20 protein-coding genes and 1 pseudogene are annotated in these 21,668 nt (G+C 63.7%); 9 read left to right on the top strand and 12 right to left on the bottom strand.

The genetic code is table 11. The features are described 5' to 3' along the window. Positions 1-13 precede the first annotated feature (13 nt). The 5 genes from ACODSV_RS21635 to ACODSV_RS21615 all read right to left on the bottom strand — a co-directional run bounded on the left by ACODSV_RS21635 (position 14) and on the right by ACODSV_RS21615 (position 4,097). A complete protein-coding gene (locus ACODSV_RS21635; protein WP_102625499.1) occupies positions 14-898 on the bottom strand; it encodes a LysR family transcriptional regulator in 885 nt (294 codons plus the stop codon). Further along, a complete protein-coding gene (locus tag ACODSV_RS21630) occupies positions 898-1,815 on the bottom strand; it encodes a LysR family transcriptional regulator (protein WP_024076391.1) in 918 nt (305 codons plus the stop codon). The genes ACODSV_RS21635 and ACODSV_RS21630 overlap by 1 nt, the downstream gene beginning before the upstream one ends. An 18-nt stretch (positions 1,816-1,833) precedes the next feature. Further along, positions 1,834-2,466, bottom strand: coding sequence for a glutathione S-transferase family protein (locus ACODSV_RS21625; protein WP_150054960.1), 633 nt, complete (start codon positions 2,464-2,466; stop codon positions 1,834-1,836). 165 nt (positions 2,467-2,631) lie between these two features. Beyond that, positions 2,632-3,423, bottom strand: a complete 792-nt coding sequence (locus tag ACODSV_RS21620) for an ABC transporter permease (RefSeq protein ID WP_024076393.1) — start codon at positions 3,421-3,423, stop codon at positions 2,632-2,634. After that, positions 3,420-4,097, bottom strand: coding sequence for an ABC transporter ATP-binding protein (locus ACODSV_RS21615; RefSeq protein ID WP_150054961.1), 678 nt, complete (start codon positions 4,095-4,097; stop codon positions 3,420-3,422). The genes ACODSV_RS21620 and ACODSV_RS21615 overlap by 4 nt, the downstream gene beginning before the upstream one ends. A 255-nt stretch (positions 4,098-4,352) precedes the next feature. On the opposite strand from ACODSV_RS21615, the gene ACODSV_RS21610 reads away from it, so the two are divergent. Next, entirely contained in the window at positions 4,353-5,558 is a 1,206-nt protein-coding gene (locus ACODSV_RS21610) for a DUF1835 domain-containing protein (protein ID WP_150095248.1), read from the top strand. Between the two features lie 58 nt (positions 5,559-5,616). On the opposite strand, the gene ACODSV_RS21605 is transcribed toward ACODSV_RS21610, so the two are convergent. After that, positions 5,617-5,871 (bottom strand): carboxymuconolactone decarboxylase family protein, encoded by a 255-nt coding sequence (locus tag ACODSV_RS21605; RefSeq protein WP_411736782.1) that lies wholly within the window; start codon positions 5,869-5,871, stop codon positions 5,617-5,619. 287 nt (positions 5,872-6,158) lie between these two features. Here ACODSV_RS21605 and ACODSV_RS21600 point away from each other — a divergent pair, with 287 nt between their 5' ends. From ACODSV_RS21600 to ACODSV_RS21565, 8 genes are all read left to right on the top strand, one after another. Continuing rightward, positions 6,159-7,079 (top strand): ABC transporter substrate-binding protein, encoded by a 921-nt coding sequence (locus tag ACODSV_RS21600; protein WP_150054963.1) that lies wholly within the window; start codon positions 6,159-6,161, stop codon positions 7,077-7,079. After that, positions 7,076-8,188 carry a phosphotransferase gene (locus ACODSV_RS21595; RefSeq protein ID WP_150054964.1) on the top strand — a complete coding sequence of 371 codons (1,113 nt, stop codon included), beginning with the start codon at positions 7,076-7,078 and terminating at the stop codon, positions 8,186-8,188. The genes ACODSV_RS21600 and ACODSV_RS21595 overlap by 4 nt, the downstream gene beginning before the upstream one ends. Beyond that, entirely contained in the window at positions 8,185-9,057 is an 873-nt protein-coding gene (locus tag ACODSV_RS21590; protein WP_150054965.1) for a sulfurtransferase, read from the top strand. Before ACODSV_RS21595 ends, ACODSV_RS21590 begins: the two co-directional genes overlap by 4 nt. A gap of 127 nt (positions 9,058-9,184) precedes the next feature. Then, positions 9,185-11,332, top strand: a complete 2,148-nt coding sequence (locus ACODSV_RS21585; RefSeq protein WP_454844047.1) for a TonB-dependent siderophore receptor — start codon at positions 9,185-9,187, stop codon at positions 11,330-11,332. 12 nt (positions 11,333-11,344) lie between these two features. After that, positions 11,345-12,181, top strand: coding sequence for a 5'-nucleotidase, lipoprotein e(P4) family (locus ACODSV_RS21580; protein ID WP_150056318.1), 837 nt, complete (start codon positions 11,345-11,347; stop codon positions 12,179-12,181). A 16-nt stretch (positions 12,182-12,197) separates the two neighbouring features. Continuing rightward, entirely contained in the window at positions 12,198-12,791 is a 594-nt protein-coding gene (gene pnuC / locus ACODSV_RS21575) for a nicotinamide riboside transporter PnuC (protein WP_150056319.1), read from the top strand. 117 nt (positions 12,792-12,908) lie between these two features. Next, a complete protein-coding gene (locus ACODSV_RS21570) occupies positions 12,909-14,282 on the top strand; it encodes an LLM class flavin-dependent oxidoreductase (protein WP_150056320.1) in 1,374 nt (457 codons plus the stop codon). Positions 14,283-14,363: 81 nt separating this feature from the next. Continuing rightward, positions 14,364-15,098, top strand: coding sequence for a UTRA domain-containing protein (locus ACODSV_RS21565; RefSeq protein WP_150056321.1), 735 nt, complete (start codon positions 14,364-14,366; stop codon positions 15,096-15,098). A 10-nt stretch (positions 15,099-15,108) separates the two neighbouring features. On the opposite strand, the pseudogene ACODSV_RS21560 reads toward ACODSV_RS21565, so the two are convergent. The 6 genes and pseudogenes from ACODSV_RS21560 to ACODSV_RS21535 all read right to left on the bottom strand — a co-directional run. Next, positions 15,109-15,219, bottom strand: a pseudogene (locus ACODSV_RS21560) (type VI secretion system tube protein Hcp); the annotation flags it as partial. Positions 15,220-15,339: 120 nt separating this feature from the next. Beyond that, entirely contained in the window at positions 15,340-16,950 is a 1,611-nt protein-coding gene (locus ACODSV_RS21555) for a dipeptide ABC transporter ATP-binding protein (RefSeq protein WP_150296304.1), read from the bottom strand. Beyond that, positions 16,947-17,801: an ABC transporter permease gene (locus tag ACODSV_RS21550; RefSeq protein WP_150054687.1), complete on the bottom strand. Its 855-nt coding sequence runs from the start codon at positions 17,799-17,801 to the stop codon at positions 16,947-16,949. Before ACODSV_RS21550 ends, ACODSV_RS21555 begins: the two co-directional genes overlap by 4 nt. Next, on the bottom strand, positions 17,798-18,748 hold the full coding sequence (locus ACODSV_RS21545) for an ABC transporter permease (RefSeq protein WP_150054688.1): 951 nt from the start codon (positions 18,746-18,748) through the stop codon (positions 17,798-17,800). The genes ACODSV_RS21550 and ACODSV_RS21545 overlap by 4 nt, the downstream gene beginning before the upstream one ends. Beyond that, entirely contained in the window at positions 18,745-20,319 is a 1,575-nt protein-coding gene (locus ACODSV_RS21540) for an ABC transporter substrate-binding protein (RefSeq protein ID WP_150054689.1), read from the bottom strand. The genes ACODSV_RS21545 and ACODSV_RS21540 overlap by 4 nt, the downstream gene beginning before the upstream one ends. Next, complete coding sequence (locus tag ACODSV_RS21535) at positions 20,316-21,662, bottom strand: LLM class flavin-dependent oxidoreductase (protein ID WP_150054690.1); 1,347 nt, start codon at positions 21,660-21,662, stop codon at positions 20,316-20,318. The genes ACODSV_RS21540 and ACODSV_RS21535 overlap by 4 nt, the downstream gene beginning before the upstream one ends. Between the last annotated feature and the right edge of the window lie 6 nt (positions 21,663-21,668).

The following is a 21,668-nucleotide window of genomic DNA, read 5'->3' as shown; positions in this document are numbered from 1 at the left end:
CGGCAATCCACTGTTACGCCAACTGAAATGCCGGGTGTTCGCGCAGGGCTGCCACGCAGTGGTCGACAAAACTGCGCACGCGCATCGGCGCATTGCGGCCTTCGCGATACACCACGTGCACGGGCATGGCTGGCGGCTCATAGCCTGGCAAGACGCGAAGCAACTGCCCACTGAGCAGATGCTCATGCACGGGATAGCTCAAGCAACGCACCAGGCCCGCGCCCTGCACCGCGGCACTGATCGCCCCTTGTACCGTGGCACACCCCAGGCGCGCACGGGCCTTGAGCTGATAGCCCCGAAACGCCCAGGACACTTGATCGACGCTGGCGATCAGATGATGGCGCTTGAGGTCGGCGGGATGCGCTGGCGCACCGTGGGCTTGGAGGTAAGCGGGGCTGGCGCAGAGGATATGCCGCACGTGCCCGACTGGCCGTGCGATCAGCGCCGAACTGGGCAGTTCACCCACCAGGATCGCCACATCCAGCCCCTCTTCATGCAGGTTCGGGTAGTAGTCGTGGTAATGCGCCGACAGGTGTACATCGGGATAGCGGTCCATGTAGCTGGCCAACACCGGCGCCATCACGTGGCAACTGAACAGGAACGGCAAGAACACCCGCAAATTGCCCTGGGCCTGCACATGCAAGCCTTTGGCCGAGGCTTGCGCGGCCTCCACGGCGGCCAGCAGGCGCACGCAGTCGGCCATGTAGGCGCTGCCCACGTCGGTGAGGCTGGCACCCTGCGTACTGCGTTGCAGCAACGGCACGCGCAGGCGCGCCTCCAAACGGGCAATCGCACGCATCAGCGTCGGCCCGGACACCTGGGCGCTGCGCGCAGCCGCGGCCAGGCTCGGCTGCCCGGCCAATGCCACGAACAGCTGCATGTCGTGATAGCGCTCCATCAGCCGCGCCGCATCGGCGGGTTCAGGGCTGCATCCTGGCCGAGGCGATGGGCGAGGAAGTCCACGAAAGTCTGCACCTTGGCCGGCACCCGGTTGCTCTGCTGGAACACCACCTGGATCGGCAGTGGTGCCGGCTCGAACGCTTCCAGGACAATTTCCAATTCACCCGCCGCCACCGCCGCCGCGACCTGGTAAGACAGCACCCGGGTCAAGCCCCAGCCCAGCCGCGCCAGGTTGATCGCCGCGTTATTCGCCGTGACCACCAGGCGCGGCTCAATAGGCACCGTCAACGGCTGGCCAGCGTCGACAAACTGCCATTCACCCACCCGCTGGCTGGCGGACGAGGTCACCACCTTGGCCTCACGCAAGTGTTCGGGGCGTTGCGGCCGCCCCCACTGATCCAGATAACCGGGCGCGGCGCACACCACGCGGCGCACTTCACCGACCTGGATCGCCTGTTGGCCAGGCTCGTGCAGATGGCCGATCCGCACGGCCACGTCGACGCCTTCGTCGGTCATGTTCACCACGCGGTCGACCAGCAAGGCATTGATATTCACCAGGGGGAAGCGATCCAGGTAATCCCCCAGCACCGGCGCCACATACAGCTCGCCAAACAGCACCGGCGCGGTCACCGCCAGATGGCCGCAGGGGACGGAATAACTGCCCGCCGCCGCCTCCTCGGCTTCATTGAGTTCGGCGAGAATGCGCCGGCAATCTTCCAGGTAACGCTGGCCGGCTTCGGTCAAGTGCAGGCTGCGGGTGGTGCGCGCCAGAAGTTGCGTGCCGATGCGCTGTTCCATGGCGGCGATGGCCCGCGTCACGCTGGGCGGCGAGGTCTTCAGGCGGCGCGCGGCGGCGGCAAAGCCCGCCTCCTCGGCCACCGCGAGGAACACCTGCATTTCATGAAATCGATCCATCCGCGCGCCTCGTGAGGGTTACTGTGATTGCAAACCCACCGCCGTACGCGGCATGCCCACAAAGCCTGGCAAAGCCTCGATGCTGGCGAGCCAGGCACGTACCTGAGGGTAGTCGGCCAACGATACATTGCCTTCCGGTGCATGAGCCACATAGGTGTAGAAAGCGATATCCGCGATGCTCGGCTGCTCGCCAGCCAGGAAGCGGCTTTGGCCCAGTTGCTGCTCCACCAACGCCAGCAAGGCATGGGAGCGGCTGATGGCGGTGACGGTATCGACATCGGCGCCAAACACCACCGCCAACCGCGCGCTCGCAGGCCCTGCATGCAATTGGCCGGCAGCGGCCGAAAGCCAGCGCTGTACGCGCGCCTGGCCCACAGGGTCGCTGGGCAGCCATTGACCGTCGCCATATCGGTTGGCCAGGTAGACCAGGATGGCGTTGGAATCGGCCAGTATCGTGCCGTTATCGTCAATCGCCGGTACCTGGCCGAAGCTGTTGAGGGTGGCCAGGAATTCGGGGGTTTTATGCGCGCCTTGCTTGAGGTCGACCAGGATGAATTCACTGGGCAGCCCCAACAGGGACAGCATCAACTCGACCCGATGGGAGTGGCCGGACAATGGGAAACCATAAAGTTTGATCGCAGGCTGGGACATGAAAGGCTCCAAAGGTAGGGGTTCGACGCCTCGCAGGGTCCTCCGCGGCCTCGATCAATGGAATGACCAGGATTGACAATCCAGCATTTCATCCAGTGAAACAATCACCCGCCGAAGTTTTTTCCCGTCGCTGCAACGTACGCCAACTCGGCGCGGGAGAGTCCTTCAGCGTTCTTCCAAGCGATCGCGCAAGAATCGATGGCTCTTGGAAAACAACCGCCGGTAGGTCAACAGCACCGCGCCGACCGTGCCCAACGCCGACGACGCCGCGATCAAGAACATGATCACGATCTGGTAGCGCACCGCATCCACCGGGCTCTCCCCCGCCAGCACCTGGCCGGTCATCATGCCGGGCAGGCTGACGATACCGACCACGGTCATCTGGTTCAGCGTCGGGATCATCCCGGCGCGCACTGCCTGGCGAATGGCTTCCTGCGCCGCTTCCCAGCGCGAACCGCCGAGGGCCAGGATCATCTCGATGGTGTTGCGGCCCGATGTGAGTTCCTGGGTCATGCGCTCGATGCCCAGGGACACACCCGTCAGGGTATTGCCGAGGATCATGCCGAGGATCGGGATCGCGTACTGCGGCTCGTACCAGGGGTGGATGCGAATCACCGCAAACAAACCCACCGCCGTCACCAGCCACGAACTGCCCCATACCGACACGATGCTGTCGACCCGTTGCCCACGGTAAGTGCGCCGCCCGCGCCCGGCAGCCGACAGCCCGGCGATCAGCGTCATCGCGCACATCAGTGGCAGCACCACGTACCAGTAGGCGAATTCGAACACCCAGCCCAGCAGGTAACCGATCGCCAGCAGTTGCACCACGGTGCGCACGGCGGCCCACAGCAACTGGCGCTCCAGGCCCAGGCGCAACGCCAGCGACAACGCGCCGTTGATCAGGATCAGCGAAGCGGCAATGGCCATGTCCAGGGCCGTGAGGTTTTGATAATTCATGGCTGGGCGGCTCCACTCAATACCCCGGCACTCATGTGCAGGTGGATATCGCTCATGCGCCGGGCCTGGTCGAGGTCATGGGACACCCAGATATAGGCACGCGCGTTGTCAGCGGCGAACCAGGCATCGATCAACGCTTCCACCTCACGGGATGACGCGGGGTCGAGGGCAGCGGTGGGTTCGTCCAGCAACAGCACCTCGGGGTTGAGCTGCAACGTGCGGATCAACGACATCACCTGGGCCTCCCCGCCCGATAGGTCACCGGCATTCTTCGCCAGGAAGTCGGGCGACTTGCCGGCGTGGCCCAGCAGCGCGATGACAGCCGCCGGCTCGAAATGGCGTTGACGCAGGGTCTTGAGGCTGAAGGGAAACCGCAGGTTGTCTTCCACCGTACCGTCGATCAGCGCCGGGCGTTGGGACAGGTAGCTGATATGGCTGCGGTAGTGGGGAATCTGGGCGTTGCTGATCGGCTGGCCGTTCCACAGGACCTGCCCCGAAGAGGGGGCATCGAGCAGCGCCAAGGCCCGCAGGAACACGCTTTTACCGGAACCGGACGTGCCGGTGATCGACACGCGGTCGGTGCGGTTCAAGGTGAAATCCGTCGGTTGGAGCAAGGGCACCTGGCGGCGCTCGTCCATGCGCGTCAGGGCGCGGGTTTCGATCAGTGCGCTCATGAACGCGGTGTTCCTCGTCTGTCGGTCGGACGCAATGGTGAAGCAGACGAGCAGGCTTTTCATAGCAAAAAATCAAACGATGGCGCCCCGTCCCATAGCGGTGCCTTGCAATCGACACCTGCCCTGCCTATATTTGCCGCCTGGCGCTCTCTACGCCACCTTCCGCGGAAAGGGCTGCGCCCAAGACAGTGAAGCACCCCCTCATTTCTACGACTCCCAACCTTAAAGCGGAAAAGGTTTGTGCAAGGAGCTCGTATGTCACAACGCCCCCTGACCTCCACCACCGATGGCCGTATCAACCTTGAGCAGCAGCGCAAGCGCGCCAAGGAACTGCTACCGCGCCTGAAAGCCGAAAACCCCGGCGCCACGTTGTCCCAGGCCCAATGGCAGGTCGCCAGACAACTGGGTTTCAGCAGTTGGCCCAAGCTCAAGGCCCACGTCGACGCCCTCGATTTCGCCGCCCGCCATCCCGACTTCGACGCCAGCGATGAAGCCCGCACCACCCATTGGCGCTGCGGTAGTGACATTGCCCACAGCCTGCAGCTGGCCGGGTTCAAGGGCCAGTTCCAGATGCTCACCGACCCGTTGTGCATGGGCCCGGTTCGCGACCTGCCCCGCGACGCATTCCGCGCGATGCGCAGTGCGTTCATCAGCCAGGCATTCACCTTGGACCTGGCCGATGTCACGCGTCGCGTCAATGATGAGTACAACCAGCTTGAAACCCTGGCCGACGCCGAGCACAGCGTGCTCTGGTGCGAGGCGGATGCCTATGACCAGTTGTTCCTGATCCGCGCCTTGGCCAGCCTTGAACGTGTACCCCGTAAGCTGGAGCTGATCGAGGTCGACCGCATCCCCGGCGTCGAACGCTTTATCGGCATAGGCCAACTGGCCCCCGATGTCCTCGCCTGGCTCTGGCCGCAACGACGGTTGATCGATGAGGCTGCGCTGCAACTGGCCCGCGAGGCTTGGTCAGCCTACTGCGACAGCGCTCCACTCAAGTTGGCCGCCCTGGCCCAGCACCCGCATCCCGCCTTGCCCTTGCTGGCACCCGCCTTGCGGCGACAACTGCAGGAATTGCCAGGCGCGCGGGATGGGTTATCGCTGACCGAACGCCTGTCCCTGGCGTACATCGCCGAAGCCGGCCCGGTGACGTTCGGGCGCGTGTTTGCCGAATTGATGGCCAAGCGCGAACCGCTGCCGTTCCTGGGAGACATGATGTTTCACGCGCTGTTGCGGCCGTTGATCGATGGTGAGCAGCCGTTGCTGATCGAGCACGATCCGGATCGCGAGTGGCCGCGACGCGAACTGGCGCTGACCCCGTTGGGCCATCGCGTGCTCAATGGCGATGCCTGTTGGCGGGACCATGCCAGTCATGAGCGCTGGGTTGGCGGGGTTTGCCTAAGGCCCGGCCAGCCCCAGTGGGCGATGGGTGAGGAGCACCTGCCTGTCTGGGTTCACTGACTCAACAGCGCCACCACTGGGGTGGGCTCACGGCCACACTGGCGCCCCAGGTTCAACATCAGGCGAAGATCGCGATGGCGTGAATCAGGTCAAGGATCTCACCGTTATCCAGGCCCTGTTCGCGCAGCGCCAGGAGTGATTCGCCATGCACTTCATCCGGGTGAAGCGCCAGGTCGATCGCAAACTGCACGATGGCCTTTTCCCGTGGCGTGGTGCCCGCGGTGCAGGGGTCGGCAAACACCTGGGCAATCACATCATTGCGCTTGGCCAACGGCTCAAAACGCTGGGCATGCGGCGAGGCTGCAGAACACACATTGATTGATGCGCGACACCACCGCACTCGCCAGTTCGCACTCGGCCAGCATCTGCCCGGCGCCAGTGACACTGCCTGCCGACCTAACCGCGGCAAATGCTTCCAGTTGGCATAGATCCTCCAGGATCTCCTTTGAGGTGACTGTTGGCCAGGGAGTGTACACAGCAGCCACTCTTCAGAGCAGAGCGGCGCGGTTATAACCATAGCAATAAAGGATATTGGTATATACCAGATTGCTCCCTTATAAATCGCCCCCATCAAAGGACGTTGGGCTGGAGTAGCAAGCGATGGTGTTGGTAAAGGTAATGCTGGAGTACTTTCACCCCTGGCCGAATTCGGCGGGTTTGTACTTGGCACGGGAACGCGGTTGGTATGAGGAACTGGGCCTGGATGTGGAGCTGGTGGTGCACGATCCCTATCGTGGCGACACCCTGCAACACCTGCTGGCCGGTGCTGCGGATTTTGGCGTATTCCCCAGCAACCGCCTGCTGGTACGTCGCAGCCTGGGCCAGGCGTTGCAGGGTATCGCGGCAATCAACCATGCGGGGCTGGAGTCGATCCAGACCCTGACCGACTCTGGCATCCGTCGCCCTCGCGACCTGGTGGGCAAGCGCCTGGCGCTCAACCCTACACCGCGCGGCCTGGCCATGGTGCGCCACCTGGTCAGCCGCGATGGCGGCGATCCCGATGGCGTGATTCTGGTGGACAGCGGCGTGCGTGAGCTGCGACCCGAGCAATTGGCCGAGGGTATTGCCGACGCCAGTTTCGGTGGCTACTGGGCCTGGGAAGCGCTTATGCACAGCCCTATCGAAGCCGCGCGCCGGGTCGTGTTGCCGGTCGACGAGATCGGTGCACCGGCCTATCACAGCTACCTGCTCGGCGCCCATGAGCGCACGCTGGCGGACAAGCCCGAAGTGGTACGTGATTTTCTGGCCGCCACTGCCCGTGGTTATCTCGCGGTGGCGCGGGAACCGGCGATAGCCCTTGGCGCCTATGAACACACGACGCCGTATTTCCCTGCCGAGCTGCTCAACGCCTCGCTGCATAAAATCGCCCCGACGTGGCTGCACGAAGGCCGCTGGGGTGAACAACGGCAGGCGTTACTGGCGCCGTATGCGCAGTGGTTGCATGAGCATGCGGTGCTCGACAATCCGTTGGCGTGGCAAGGCGCGACCAGCAACGCCTACCTGCCCGAGGTGCACCCATGAATCCGCAACGCACAGCACATGGCCTGAGCCTGGAACCCGTCGTCGCTGACTGGCCGGCCCTGCACGAAAGCGATATCGAACAGTTGCTGCGTGATTACCCTCAACTGGGCCCGCTGCACAGCTTGCACTGGCACAGCCCACGGCCATTTTCCGCCGCAGGGCTGATCACCACCCGCGATGCGACGCTGTTCATCAAGCGCCACCACCGGCAGGTGCGGCAGGCTGCGTGGCTGGAAGAAGAACACCGCCTGATCGCCCATTTGCATCACCAGGGTGCGCCCGTTGCGGCGTTGGTACCGAACCGCCAGGGGGCGACGGCCACCGCGCAAGGTGAGTGGACGTATGAAGTCCACCACCTCGCCGAGGGCCTCGACCTGTATCGCGATGCGCTGTCGTGGTCGCCGTTCCAGAACCACACACACGCCCTTGCCGCCGGCCAGGCACTGGCACGCTTGCACCAAGCGGCTGCGCACTACGACGCCCCCCGGCGTCACACCCAAGTGCTGCTGGCCAACGCACGGCTGATCGAACAGTCCGCGCCGCTGGAGGCCATCGCCAACCTCAACAGCGCCTACCTGGCGGACAAAGACTGGCAGGTCCAACTCAGCGAGCTGATGCTGCCATGGCACCGGGCGTTGCATCCTTTACTTGCTGAACAACCACCGCTGTGGACGCACAACGATTGGCATGCATCGAACCTTCTGTGGGCTTCTGAAGGCTCTGTCTCCAGCGTGCTGGATTTTGGCCTGGCCGACCGCACCTTCGCCCTCTTCGACCTGGCCACGGCCATCGAACGCAACGCCGTGCCCTGGCTGGAACTGGACACTGGTGGTGTGGCTCGCGCCGACCTCGACAGCGTCGATGCCCTGCTTACCGGTTATCACCAGGCGCGCCCGCTGAGCGCGAAAGATTTACATACCCTCAGCGCCTTGCTGCCGTTGGTACATGTAGATTTCGCGCTGTCCGAAGTGGCGTATTACCAGGATGTGGTGGGCTCCACCGCCAGTGCAGATGTGGCCTACTACGCTTATCTGCTGGGCCACTTACGCTGGTTTGCCGGGCCGCAAGGGCAACGGCTGCTCGACCATATCCGGCGCACATCCGTATGAACATCCTGGTCGACAGCCAATGGCTGCAAGTGCATTTGAACGACCCCGCACTGGTGGTACTCGATGCCACGGTGCTGCTGCCGGCGCCGGAATTCGACGGCGACTACCGGGTCGCCAGCGGCCATGAGGGCTGGGCTCAGACGCATATTCCCGGCTCACGGCATGCCGATCTAATCACGGAACTGGCAGACCCCCACGCCCGTTTCAGCTTCGCCTTGCCAGCGCCCGAGGTGCTGGTGCAAACCCTGGCGAACCTCGGCGCAGGCGTCGGCAAAACTCTGGTGATCTACGACCGTGCCGATGGCTTCTGGGCGGCGCGCCTGTGGTGGATGCTGCGCAGCCTGGGCATCGACGCGGCGGTCCTCGATGGTGGCCTCAACTCCTGGCGCGCAGCAGGACTGCCCGAACATAGTGGCCCCGCTGCACCGATAGCGGCAGCCCCACCCTGGCCAATCAACCTGCGTCCGGCGTCGTGGATCGACCGCAGCGGCGTCGAAGCCATCGTCGCCGGCCAAGCCTCGGGGGTGTTGATTTGCGCCTTGGGCGCGGCACTGTTCGAAGGCACCGTGCCGACGCGCTACGCCCGGCGCGGGCATATCCCAGGCAGCCGCAACCTGCCGGCACGCAACCTGTTCGACACCCACGGCCGCTACCTGCCCAAGGATGCCCTGGCCCTGGCCATCGGCCCCACGCTGCTGCACAGCGAAGGCCCACTGATCCTATATTGCGGCGGCGGTATCTCCGCGGCTGCCAACGCGTTGGCCCTGACCCTGCTGGGTCGCCAGGACATCGCGATCTACGACGGTTCCTTGCAGGAATGGGCCGCCGACGCACGTTTACCAATGACTACCGGAGCAGCTCCGGCCTGACGCCACTTTCGGCGAACTCGGCTTTTTCATTACGAACTGGCAACCCGTCCGTTGCGCAGCGCTGGGCCCCTTTGCGCCCGATAAAAGCGTACGGCAATGGCCGGCAGACCTTTGGAGCGCTCTTTACATGGCTACACCTTACCGTCACACGCTACTCGCCCTGAGCATCACCCTCGCCACTGCAGCGGCCCATGCCCAGGATACGACACTGGACACCGTCACCGTCGTCGGCCAGGAAACCACCGACTATCAGGCAAAAAAAGCCGCCGTGGCCGGCTTCGATAACGCGCCGTTGCTGGACACCCCGGCGTCTGTCTCGGTGATTACCGAAGGCCGCCTGAAAGACCAGCAAGCGCGACTGCTCAGCGAAGTATTGAAAAATGACGCCTCGGTGGGCGACAGCTATGCCCCGGTCGGCTACTACGAGAATTTCGTGATCCGTGGCTTCGCCCTCAACCCGGCCAGCAGCTACAAAATCAACGGCCGCACCATCACCGGCGAACAGAACGTCGCGCTGGAGAACAAGCAGCAAGTGGAAGTGCTCAAGGGCCTGGCCGGTTTGCAAAGTGGCGTCTCCGAGCCCGGTGGCCTAGTCAACTACGTGAGCAAGCGCCCGGAAAATGTGCGCTCAGTCACCGTGTCCACCAACGAACAGGGCGAGCGTTACCTGGCCACCGACATCGGTGGCTGGCTCGGCACCGAGCAGCAAGTGGGCGTGCGCATCAACCTGGCCCACGAAGACATCCGCTCCTATGTCGAGCACGCCGACGGCAAGCGCGATTTCGCCTCGTTGGCGCTGGACTGGAACATCAGCCCCAGCGCCCTGCTGCAACTCAACGCCGAGTACCAGGACCGCGAGCAGCGCTCGGTGCCGGGCTATCAATTGCTCGGTGGCACCGACGTGCCGCATCACGTCTCGCCCAAGGACCTGCTGGCGTACCAGAGCTGGTCGAACCCGGTGGGCATCCGCTCTCTGAACCTCGACGGGTTGTTCGAATACCGCTTCAACGAGGCCTGGAAAGGCAGCTTCAGTGCCTCCCGCAGCCGCGTGGTGATCGATGACTACAGCACCTTCGCCTGGGGTTGCTACGGTGCCGCCAGTTGCGCTGGCATCGCCGTGCCCAACCACTTCAGCGCAGAGGGCGACTACGATATTTCCGACTACCGCAGCCCGGACGATACCCGCAGCAACGAAGAGGCCCAGGCTGCACTCAATGGTCAGTTCGACACGGGCTTCCTCAAGCATGACCTGACCGTCGGCACCACCGCCTTCCGCCGCCTGGTGGACCGACGCACGTCAGTCAACGAATACATCGGCGAAGGCAATATCTACCAGCCATCACCGGTACTGGAACCCTACTATGGCCCGCTTGGCCACACCTACCGGCGCCTGGACAGTCGCCAGTACGGCCTGTTCGCCAGCGACCGCATCAGCTTCAACGAGCAGTGGCAAACTATCCTCGGCGGGCGCCAGGTACGCCTCGATGAAGAGACTTACAACCAGGCCGGCGCCACCACCCGGCACACCCAGCGCAGCGTGTTCCTGCCCCAGGTGGCGCTGATCTATAAACCGCGCCCGGACACCTCGTTGTACGCCAGCTACAGCAAGGGCCTGTCCCTGGGCGGCGAGGCCGCGTGGTTCAGCAGCAACGCCGACGAGGTGCTGCCGCCGACCACCTCGCGTCAGCTGGAGGTCGGGATCAAGCGTGACTTCCAGCGCCTGAGCCTGACCGCCGCGCTGTTCCAGATCACCCAGGACTTGCAGTACAACCGCCCCAACGATGACGGCAGCACCACCTTCGTGCAGCAAGGCAAGCAGAAAAATGTGGGCATCGAATTGTCCGCCAACGGCCACGTGACCTCCGACCTGCAAGTGTCGGCCAGCGTTGCTGCGATCCGCGCCCGGGTCAGTGGCAGCGGCACCGACGACTACGACGGTCATCAGGCGATCAACGTACCCAAGCTGCGTGCCAGCCTCCACGGTGACTACAGCATTCCCGGCATCCCCGGGCTGGCGCTGCTCGGCGGGGTGCAATACAGCGCGAGCAAATACGCCAACCGCACGGCTACGGTGAAGGTCGACGACTACGCGGTGTTCGATGTGGGCGGTCGCTACAGCACCAAGGTCGGCGATTACGATACTGTGCTGCGCCTGGCCGTCGACAACCTGTTCGACAAACGCTACTGGCGCGATGTGGGTGAGTCCGCAGGCGACGGCTACCTGTTCCTGGGCGCCCCGCGTACCGCGCGGTTGTCCGCCACCGTCAATTTTTGAGGCCAAGCGTTTATGCGTAATCTGATATTTGCCAGTGTATGCCTGCTCTCGAGCGCCCTGGTGGGCTGCCAGCAGCAACCGCCCGCCAACGACCAACTGGACGCAGTGCTGTGGACCCAGACCTCGATCGAGCACGAGCTGATTTACCAACAGGTGTTCGCCAGCGCCACGCGCCAGCTCGACGCGGCCCTGGCCGACCCGGCCTGGGACGCCCTGCCCTTGCCGCCGCGCAACCTCGCCGGACTGCCGCCAGCCGTAGTCGTCGATATCGACGAAACCTTGCTCGACAACGTGCCGCTTAACGCCAGGGACATCCTCAGCAATCAGGTCTATTCCTACGAGCGCTGGAACACCTGGGTCGAGCAGGCCAAGGCCCAGGCACTGCCCGGCGCCGTAGACTTTTTGCAAGCGGCCCACCACAAAGGCATCACCGTCTACTACATCACCAACCGCGAACACAGCCAGGTCCAGGCCACGGTCAACAACCTGCGCCTGCGCGGTTTTCCGGTTGAGCGTAACGAGCAAGTACTCGCCGCCAGTACCCCCACCGGCCACTGCGAACAGGCCGGCTACGGCAAGAACTGCCGGCGCCAATGGGTCGCCAGCCACGCCCGCGTACTGATGCTGGCCGGCGATTCCTTTGGTGACTTCGTGCAGGCCGATCACAACACCCTGGCCGACCAACGCAAGGCGGCCGCACCGTACCTCGCCTGGCTGGGCAAACGCTGGTTCCTACTGCCCAACCCGACTTACGGCAACTGGTACAGCGCTCCCTACGCCGACCAGGAAAAACTGCCCTTCGAACGCAAGCGCCAGCTCAAGCAACAGGCGTTGCACCTGGAAAATTAGTTTTTGAGAGAAGCCTATGTCGCCACTGGAAATCGTCGCCGTGTTCTTCAACATCGCCGGGGTCTGGCTCACCGCACAACGGGTGCGCTGGTGCTGGCCGGTCAGTGTGGTTGCGGTGTTGCTGTACGCCTGGATCTTCTTCGACGTGAAGCTGTATTCGGACATGCTCCTGCAACTGGTCTTCGCCGTGCTGCAAGGTTATGGCTGGTGGCGCTGGAGCACCGGACGCGTCGAAGCAGGCAAGGTGCGGGTGGAGCGCCTGCCACGCCATGAGGCCTGGCGGCACCTGCTGGCCGGAGTGATCGGCGCCGTGGTGTTGGGCGCCGTGATGCACCACTTCACCGACGCCGCCCTGCCCTGGCTGGATTCGCTGCTCACGGCCTTCAGCCTGGTCGCCAGCCTATGGGCGGCGCGCAAGTACGTGGTCAGTTGGTGGCTGTGGATCGTGCTGGACGCGGCCTATGTGGGCTTGTTCCTGTACAAGGACCTGCAACTGACCGCTGCGCTGTATGCCGGTTTTGTGCTGCTGGCCGCCTACGGTTTGCGTGCCTGGCAACGTGACCTGCAGCAGCAGGAACATATAACCAAAGTGTCGGTTCACAGCGTTTAATATCATTAAACACAAAGCGTTTATCACGTTTAAATATAAACAAACGCCCGGTTGTTCTCAGCCAGCAGACCCGCCTCCCCCGCGTGTCCCCCGACCCTTTTGCCCGCAGGAAGCACCATGTCCGATCCCACCCCGCTGTTATTCGGCCTCTATGAACAAGCCAGTGTCGGCTGCGGCGGCGCGCCCAGCCTGTGGACCCACCCGGCCGATGAACGGCTGGGCATCAACACCCTCAAGTACTGGTCGAACCTGGCCCGCACGGCGGATGAAGCCAACCTGGACCTGATGTTCTTCGGCGATGTGCTGGGCTTTTACGATGTGTTTGGCGGCTCTGAAGCGATGGCGTTGAAATGGGCCGTCGAAGCCCCCGCCAACGACCCGCTGACGATCATTCCGGCGCTGGTGGCCCTCACCGAAAAACTCGCGTTTGGCGTCACCGTCACCACCAGCTACGAGCACCCGTTCACCCATGCCAGACGCTTCAGTACGCTGGATCATTTGTCCGAGGGGCGCATCGGCTGGAACATCGTCACTTCGTACCTGTCCAGCGCCGCGCGCAATTTCGGCCTGGAGCAGATGATCAAGCACGACGACCGCTACGAGCGCGCCGAAGAGTTCCTGGAGGTGGTCTACAAGCTCTGGGAAGGCAGCTGGGCCGATGACGCCGTAGTTGCCGACAAACTCACGCAGACCTACGCCAATGGCGCGCGGGTACGCCCGATCCAGCACGCGGGTGAACATTACCGCGTCGCCGGCCCGCACCTCAGCTCGCCATCGCCACAGCGCACGCCGTTGCTGATCCAGGCCGGCTGGTCGGCACGCGGCCGGGAGTTCGCGGCCAAGCACGCGGAACTGGTGTTTATCGCCAAGTCCAACCCGCTGGACATCCGCCAGGGCCTTGAAGATATCTGGCGTCAGGCCGAAGCCCGTGGGCGTCAGGCCGCCGATGTGAAGTCGCTGACCGTGCTGCGTATCGTCACCGCTCCCACCGCCATCGAGGCACAGAAAAAATACGACACCCTGCAAAGCAACTATCACCTGCAAGCACAGTTGGTGAGCTATGCCGGCGACACCGGCATCGACATCAACCGCTACGCCGACAACGAAGCGCTGTCGACCCACACCGAAGGCATGACCTCCTACGTGATGCGCCCCGATGGCAGCGGCAAACCGTTGACCGCAGGCGAGGTGCGCCAACGCTTTGCAAATGTCACCCGTGGCAGCGACCTGATCCTGGTGGGCACCCCGGAGCAGATCGCAGAAAAGATCCAGGAGCACGCACGCATCTCCGGCACCAGCGGCTACATGCTCAACCCGCTGATCAGCCCTGGTTCGTTGAATGACTTCGTCGAACGGGTGATCCCGGCCCTGCAAAAACGCGGGTTGTACCGCACCAACGCGCAAAGCGGCACACTGCGCTCGCGCCTCAGCGCCGATGGCAGCGATCGCCTGCCAAGCTCGGCCCATGGCGCTTCGTTCCGCTTTGCCTGAAGCCTGCGTGGGACCAGGTGACCTACGCCAACAGGAACGGTAGAGTCACCCCCACGTCATGCTTGCACACGGAACCCCAGGATGCCTTTCGACCCAATTTCCCCACACTACCAGCGTATCCGCGAACAGATCGCCAACGACATCGCCGCCGGTGTACCCCAGGCCGACGAGAAATTCCCCTCCGAACGAGACATGATCGAACGCTTCGGCTGCACTCGCGTGACCTTGCGCCAGGCTTTGCAGCAACTGGAGGCCGAGGGCCTGGTATATCGGGAAAATCGCCGGGGCTGGTTCGTCAGCCCCAGGCGCATTCGCTACGACCCGACACGCATCAGCGGCTTTATGGATTACGTCAGCGCCCAGGGCCGCACGCCCCGCACCGAATGCCTGCATGCCGAACTGCGCCCGGCGGGACCATGGCTGGCCAAGCGCATGGGTTTGGCGTCGGTGGACGAGCCGCTGTTTTTCCTGCAACGCCGCCGTTGGATCGACCGCCGCCCGGTGCTGCTGGAATTCAACGCACTGCTTGCCAGCTGGTGCCCAGGCCTGTTGGAAGCCGACCTCAACACCTCGCTGACCCAACTGCTGCGCGAGCGCTTTGCCCGCGTGCAATCACGTTGTGAACTGGAGATGCATATTGGCACGGTGAATGAAGAACAGGCCGACCTGCTGCAACTGTCCCCAGGATCCACCAGTGTGTACCTGGAGCGCTTGAATTTTGGCGAAGCTAACCAGGCGGTGGAATTCGACCAGGAATTCTGGCGCCCGGATGCGCTGTCGATAGTGATGGAGACGCGGTATCCGGGCACACGTTGAGGCCTCGGGTCTTTACGTTATGCCGGATGCTCCAGCCAGACGTCACCGCCCCACCGTCCTTGGTAGCGTCGGCTTTTTGCGCCTGATAACTGACGTCGACGGTAGCGAAGTTCAAGGCGCTACTGACCTCGTACGCCCCTTCATCCTGGCCAGTGCGCCGCGCATGGCGCTGCTGGCCGGCGATGCCCTGGGGGCAGACATCCGTCCACCACCCTGCGCACACAGGCTTGACCGTATCTGGTCAGCTGACCGCCAATAAACGCCCAGGAATGTCCGCCAGCAAACGGCGTGTGTAGTCACTTGTCGGCGCGGTGAACACCCGCTCGCAATCACCCTGTTCCACCACCCGACCCGCTCGCATCACCACCACATGATCGGAAATCTGCCGCACCACCGCCAGATCATGGGAAATAAACAAATAGCTCAAGCCCAAGCGCTCCTGCAGTTGCGCAAGCAACTTCAAGATCTGCCCCTGTATCGACGCATCCAACGCCGACAACGCCTCATCCAACACCAGCAACTGCGGCTCCAATGCCAGCGCCCGCGCGATTGCCACCCGCTGCCGCTGCCCACCGGACAGCTCGACCGGCCGGCTGCCCAACAACCGCGCCGGCAACTCGACCTGTTCCAGCAAGGTCGCCACGCGCTGTCGACGCCAGGCGCCATTGCCGAGGTCAAACGCATGCAACGGTTCGCTGATGATCTGCTCCAGAGTCAGGCGCGGGTTCAGCGATGCATAGGGATTCTGGTAGACCACTTGGATCTGTCGGCGCAAGGCCAACCAGTCACGGCGGGATACGCGACTGATGTCCTGCCCGTCAAACAGCACGCTGCCGTCGTCCAGGCGCTCCAGGCCGAGGATCAAGCGCGCCGTGGTGGACTTGCCAGACCCCGACTCTCCCACCAGGCTGGTGGTGCCATGGCGCGGCAGATGAAACGACACGTCGTCAACCGCCAGCGGCGCAGGGTGGCGCCAGGTGGAGAAATCCTTGCGCAGGCCCTGCACCGTCAACAGCGGTGTGGCATCGACACGTAATACGCTCACTGGCCGTCGCTGTTGCACCAACAAGCTCGGTGCCGCCTGCAGCAGTTGCCGGGTATAGATGTGCTGCGGGGCCTGGAATACACGGCGAGCGTCACCGCTTTCGACAATGCGCCCCTGGTGCATCACCAGCAACCGGTCCGCTCGATCCAGCGCCACCCCTAGGTCATGGGTAATCAGCAGCACGGCCGTGCCGCGCTCACGCGCGAGGGTTTGCAGGCGGTCGAGGACTTGCCGCTGCACGCCCACATCCAGGGCGCTGGTGGGCTCGTCGGCGATGATCAGTGGCGGGTCGTTGGCCAGGGCGATAGCAATGAGCACGCGCTGGCGCATGCCGCCGGAGAGTTGATGGGGATAACCGCGCGCCACGCGTTCGACTCCCGGCAGGCCGACCTCGCGCAACAGCGCCAGGCTGCGTTGGCGTGCCAGCGGCTTGGGCACGCCGTGCAGGGTCAAGGCCTCGACCAATTGGTGGCCGACACGCTTGACCGGGTCCAGGGACAGGCCCGGGTCCTGAGGTACAAAGCCCACACTGCGTCCGCGAATGTTTTGCCAGTGTCGCTCGCTGGCCGTCGTCAATTCCTGGCCGGCCAGGCGGATACTGCCAGACTCGATCTGTGCGTTGCCCGCCAGCAACCCCACCAGGGCCGCCGCGGTGGTCGACTTGCCCGAGCCGGACTCGCCGACAATCGCCAGGATCTCACCGGCCTTGAGTTGAAAATCGATCCCGGCCACTCCGAGGGTGTGTCCGTCGCGACCGTGGTAGGCGATGCGCAGGTCGCGCACGTCGAGCAAAGGTTGGTCTGTCATCGTGCAGTTCCTTGATCGTGTTGCAACGCGCGCGCCAGTTGATTGGCGGAGACCACCACCGCCGCGACCACCAGGCCCGGCAGGCTGGTGTACCACCAGGCGGCGATCATGTAGTTGCGTCCTTCAGCAACCAGCAGGCCCCATTCGGGTTGCGGCGGTGGTGCGCCAAAACCGAGGAAGCTCAAGGCCGAGACCGACAACACCGCGCTGCCGAATTCCAGGGCCGCCAACGCGAGTACCGGCGCGCTGGCGTGGGGCAAGACATGGCGCACGATGATGGTCCATGGCCCGACACCGCAGGCCGCTGCCGCCTCGACAAACGTACTGGCCCGCCAGCGCAAGACTTCGCCACGCACCAGGCGGGCAAAGGTCGCCACCGACGACAGGCCCACGGCAAGGGCGATATTCACCGTGCCGAACCCCAGCACCGTGATCACGGCCATCGCCAGCAACAGCGCGGGGATTGCCATCAATACCTCCACCAGGCGCATCAGCACTGCGTCCACCCAGCCGCCAAAGAAACCGGCAAGCACGCCCAGCACAATGCCGCTGAACAAGGCGATCAGTACCGCCAGCAAGGTGGCGCGCAACGACAACCCGGCGCCGTACACGGTACGGCTGTAGAGGTCCCGTCCCAGATGATCGGTGCCAAACCAGTGCACCAGGGAGGGGCTCTGCAAGGCATTGGCCGGCACGCCGAGCAACGGATCGAAATGGCTGAACAGCGACGGCCACAGCGCCCAGCCCAGCACCAACAGCAAGACGATCACGCCCAGGGGCAATAACGGGCGGCGGCGCAATAACCTGAAATAGCGCGGGCGTGGCGCAACGGTGCTCAATGCAAGGCTCATCGTACGGCTCCACGGATTCGGGGGTCCAACAACGGGTACAACAGATCCACCAACAGGTTGACCGCGATAAAGATCAACGCCGCCAACACCACCACGCCTTGTACTACCGGAATGTCCTGGGTGCTGACCGCGCCCTGGGCCAGGCGGCCGACGCCTTCGCGGGAAAACACCGTTTCGGTGACCACGGAGCCGGCCAGCAGCGAGCCGACGATCACCCCGCTCAAACTCAGGATCGGGATCACCGCGTTATGCAGCACATGGGTCAGCAGCACCCGTAGCGGGCTCAGGCCCTTGGCGCGCAAGGCGTCTACAAACGGCAGGCGCCAGGTAGCGGCCAGGGAGCGCGCCAGCACCTGGGCGATCACCGCGCTGGTGGGAATCGCCAGGGTCAGCGTCGGCAACACCAGCGAGGCCAGGCCCTGGTTACCCATCGCCGGAAACCAGTGCCAGCCGAAGGAGAACCACTGCAACAGCAGCAAGCCGACCCAGAACGTCGGCAGCGACACCGCGATCGCCGGCAACCCCAGCAACAGATCACGCAACCAGCGCTGGCGCGTCAGGCTGGCGACCAGCGCCAGGCTCACCCCCAACACCAACGCCACCACCAGTGACACCAGCGCCAATGCCGCCGTCTTCGGCAATGCCTCGGCCAACGACGCCGATACCGGCTGGCCACTCTGGATCGAGTTACCAAAATCCAGCTGCACCGCATGCCATAGCGCAATGCCGTACTGCACCGCCAGCGGTTCGTCGAGGTGGTATTGCGCACGCAACGCTGCCACTTGCTGTTGGTTGACCGTGCTCTGTTCGCCGCTCTGGTTGAGCATGATGCTCACCGGATCGCTGGGCAGCGCATACAGAATCACGAACGACAGGCTGAACGCCGCCCACAGCACCAACAGTGCCTGGCCGCCACGGGCCAACAGGTAAAGCACGGTGCCCTTCATGGTTGCAACCAAGTGTCGAAGAATTGCAGCCGTGAGGACGCTTCGTAATGCAGGCCCTGCACCTTCTTGCCATGGGCCAGCACCGTCGCCAGTTCTACCAGGGCAATTGCGTGGCCGTCGCGCAACAACAACTCGCTGGCCTGGTCGATCAGCCCCTGGCGCTTGGCGCTGTCGAGGGTCTCGGACGACTCACTCAACAGGCGGTCCACCTCCCCCGGCTCGCGCTGGTTGATGTTGTAACCCTGGGCGTAATACACCGTACGCAACACATCCGGGTCGGCACGGGTCAGGTTGAGAAAGCGCACGCTGAAATCCCCACCGGCCTGGATCGCCGTGACCTGGCTGATGGTGGATTTATTCAACTGGAACTCGATACCTACGCCTTTCAACTGTTGCTGCACCAGTTCCAGGATTGGCGTCTGTTGCCAATAGTCCAGGCGAAACGCCAGACGCTGGCCGTCCTTGACGCGCACCCCATCGGCCCCCACCGACCACCCGGCCTCGTCCAGCAGCTTGCGCGCACCTGCCGGGTCGTAGGCCAGCAGGCTGGAAAAGTCGCGGTACAGCGGCGTGCTGCTTGCCAGCAAGGCCGTGGCGGGTTTCTGGTAGCGGGAAATAATGCGCTGCAACTCGGCACGATCGATCGCCTTGTTCAGCGCCTGGCGCACCTTGATATCGGCGAACAGCGGCGTCGACTCATTCAATGCCAGGTTAAACACCACACCCGGGTTAGCACGTGTCAACAGCACCAGGCCCTGCCCGTCGATGCTCGGCTCATCCTGGGGCGCCACGCTGGTATTGACCTCGATCTGCCCGGAAGCCAGGCTGCCCAGGCGTACACCAGACTCTGGAATGATCAGGAACTCGATGCCGTCGAGCCAAGCCTTGCCTTTATGGGCTGCCAGCGAAGAGCCCCACGCATAGTCTTCGCGTCGGGCCAGTGAAACCTTCTGGTTATGCACGAACGACTTGAGCACAAACGGCCCCGAGCCCACCAGTTGGCCCTGGCAGCGGTCACCGGAAGGCAGCGCCAGGTTGGCCGGCGACAACAGCCCCAGGGTCATGGTGGACGTGGCTTGCAGGAATTGCGCATTGGGTTGCTCGAACTCGACCACCACCGTATGGCTGTCCGGCGTGTCGACACGCTTGAGCCCGGCCAAGTAGGTCGAGCCCAGGATCGAACGCGCGCCGAGGGCCACGATGGCTTCCAGGTTGGCCTTGACCGCTGCCGCATCCACCGCCACGCCATCGCTGAAGGTCGCGCCCTGGCGCAGTACAAAGGTAAACCGTCGCGAGTCCGCGTCCACCTCCCAGCGCTCAGCCAGCCACGGCACGATCGCGCCAGTGAGCGGGTCCTGGTCGGTCAGGGAGTCGACCACCTGCCGCCCCACATTCAACGCGGTGTTATTGCCGGCCTGCTGCGGGTCGATGCACTGCGGGTCGCCGTCCAGGGCCACGCGCAAGGTACCACCGGTGTGGGGCTTGGACACGTCAGCCTGGCGGCCTTCGCCGGAGGGGCCGCCGCATGCCGCCAGCAGCAGCGCCAGCAACGCAATTGAAAGCGGCTTCATGATCGCGCCCCTTGATGATGACGGTTAACGACATACGGCAACCCGAGGTTTTCACGCAGGGTCTGGCCTTGGTACTCATGTCGGAACAGCCCGCGGCGCTGCAACTCGGGTACGACGCCGTCGGCAAAATCGGCAATGCCCTGGTGCAAGCCCGAAAACATCACGTTGAAGCCATCGGCAGCGCCACTTTCGAACCATGCCTGGAAATCGTCCGCCACGCTTTGCGGCGTACCGATCAGGATCCGATGCCCGCCGGCAGTGAGCTTGTTGAACAGCTCACGCACCGTCGGGCGTTCGCGACGGATCAAGTCGAAGACCAGCTTCTGCCGGCTCTTGTGGGTGTTGGTGTCGAACTGCTCCGGTGGCAGCGGTACCTGCGAGTCGAAGGGCAACTCAGACAAGTCGAAGCCCAGGCTGGTAAAGCGTGAGATCGAACTGAGGAACGCCTTGGGGTCTTGCAATTCCTGTAACTGATCGTATTTGGCCTGGGCTTCGGCCTGGGTGCGGCCGATCACGGTTGAGACCCCCGGCAGCACTTTCAGGTGCGCGGGGTTGCGGCCCAAGGCGGCGGCGCTGTGCTTGATGTCACGGTAGAACGCCTGGCCCTGCTCCACCGTGTGCTGGGCAGTGAAGATCAACTCGCCGGCTCGCGCCGCCAGCCGTCGGCCGGCGTCGGAAGAACCGGCCTGGGCAATCACCGGGTAGCCCTGCACCGGCCGCGCGGCATTCAGCGGGCCTTGCACCTGGAAGTGTTTACCGTGATGGTTGAGCACGTGCAGCTTGTCGGTGTCGAGCCATTGCCCGCTGGCCTTGTCCTGGATAAACGCATCGTCGGCCCAACTGTCCCACAGGCCGGTGACCACGTCGTAGAACTCTTCCGCGCGCTCGTAGCGGTCAGCATGCTGGATATGGTCGTTGCGGTTGAAGTTCTCGCCGCCGCCCAGGGACGTGACCAGGTTCCAGCCCACGCGGCCGCCGCTGAGATGGTCGATATTGGCGAACTTACGCGCGATGTTGTAAGGCTCGTTGTAGGTGGTGCTGGCAGTGGCGATCAGGCCGATATTACGTGTGGCCAGAGCCAACGCCGGCAACAGCACCAATGGGTCCCAGCGCACACTGTTGGGGCCGCGCGCCAGCGCCAGCGGGTCGAGGTCGACATTCACCGAGTCGTTGAAGAACAGCGCATGAAAGCGCGCGGCCTCAAGTTTTTCGGCAATCCAGCGAAAGTGTCCAAAGTCGCGGAACGAATCGTTGGCCGCGCTGGGATGTCGCCAGGCGGAGCCCATGATGCCGGCACTGGGGATGAAGGCGCCGAGCAGAATCTGTCGTTCTTGTTGGCTCATGTCGCA

This window comes from Pseudomonas sp. FG86 (assembly GCF_057808775.1).
This window is presented reverse-complemented; position numbering and strand designations above follow the sequence as displayed.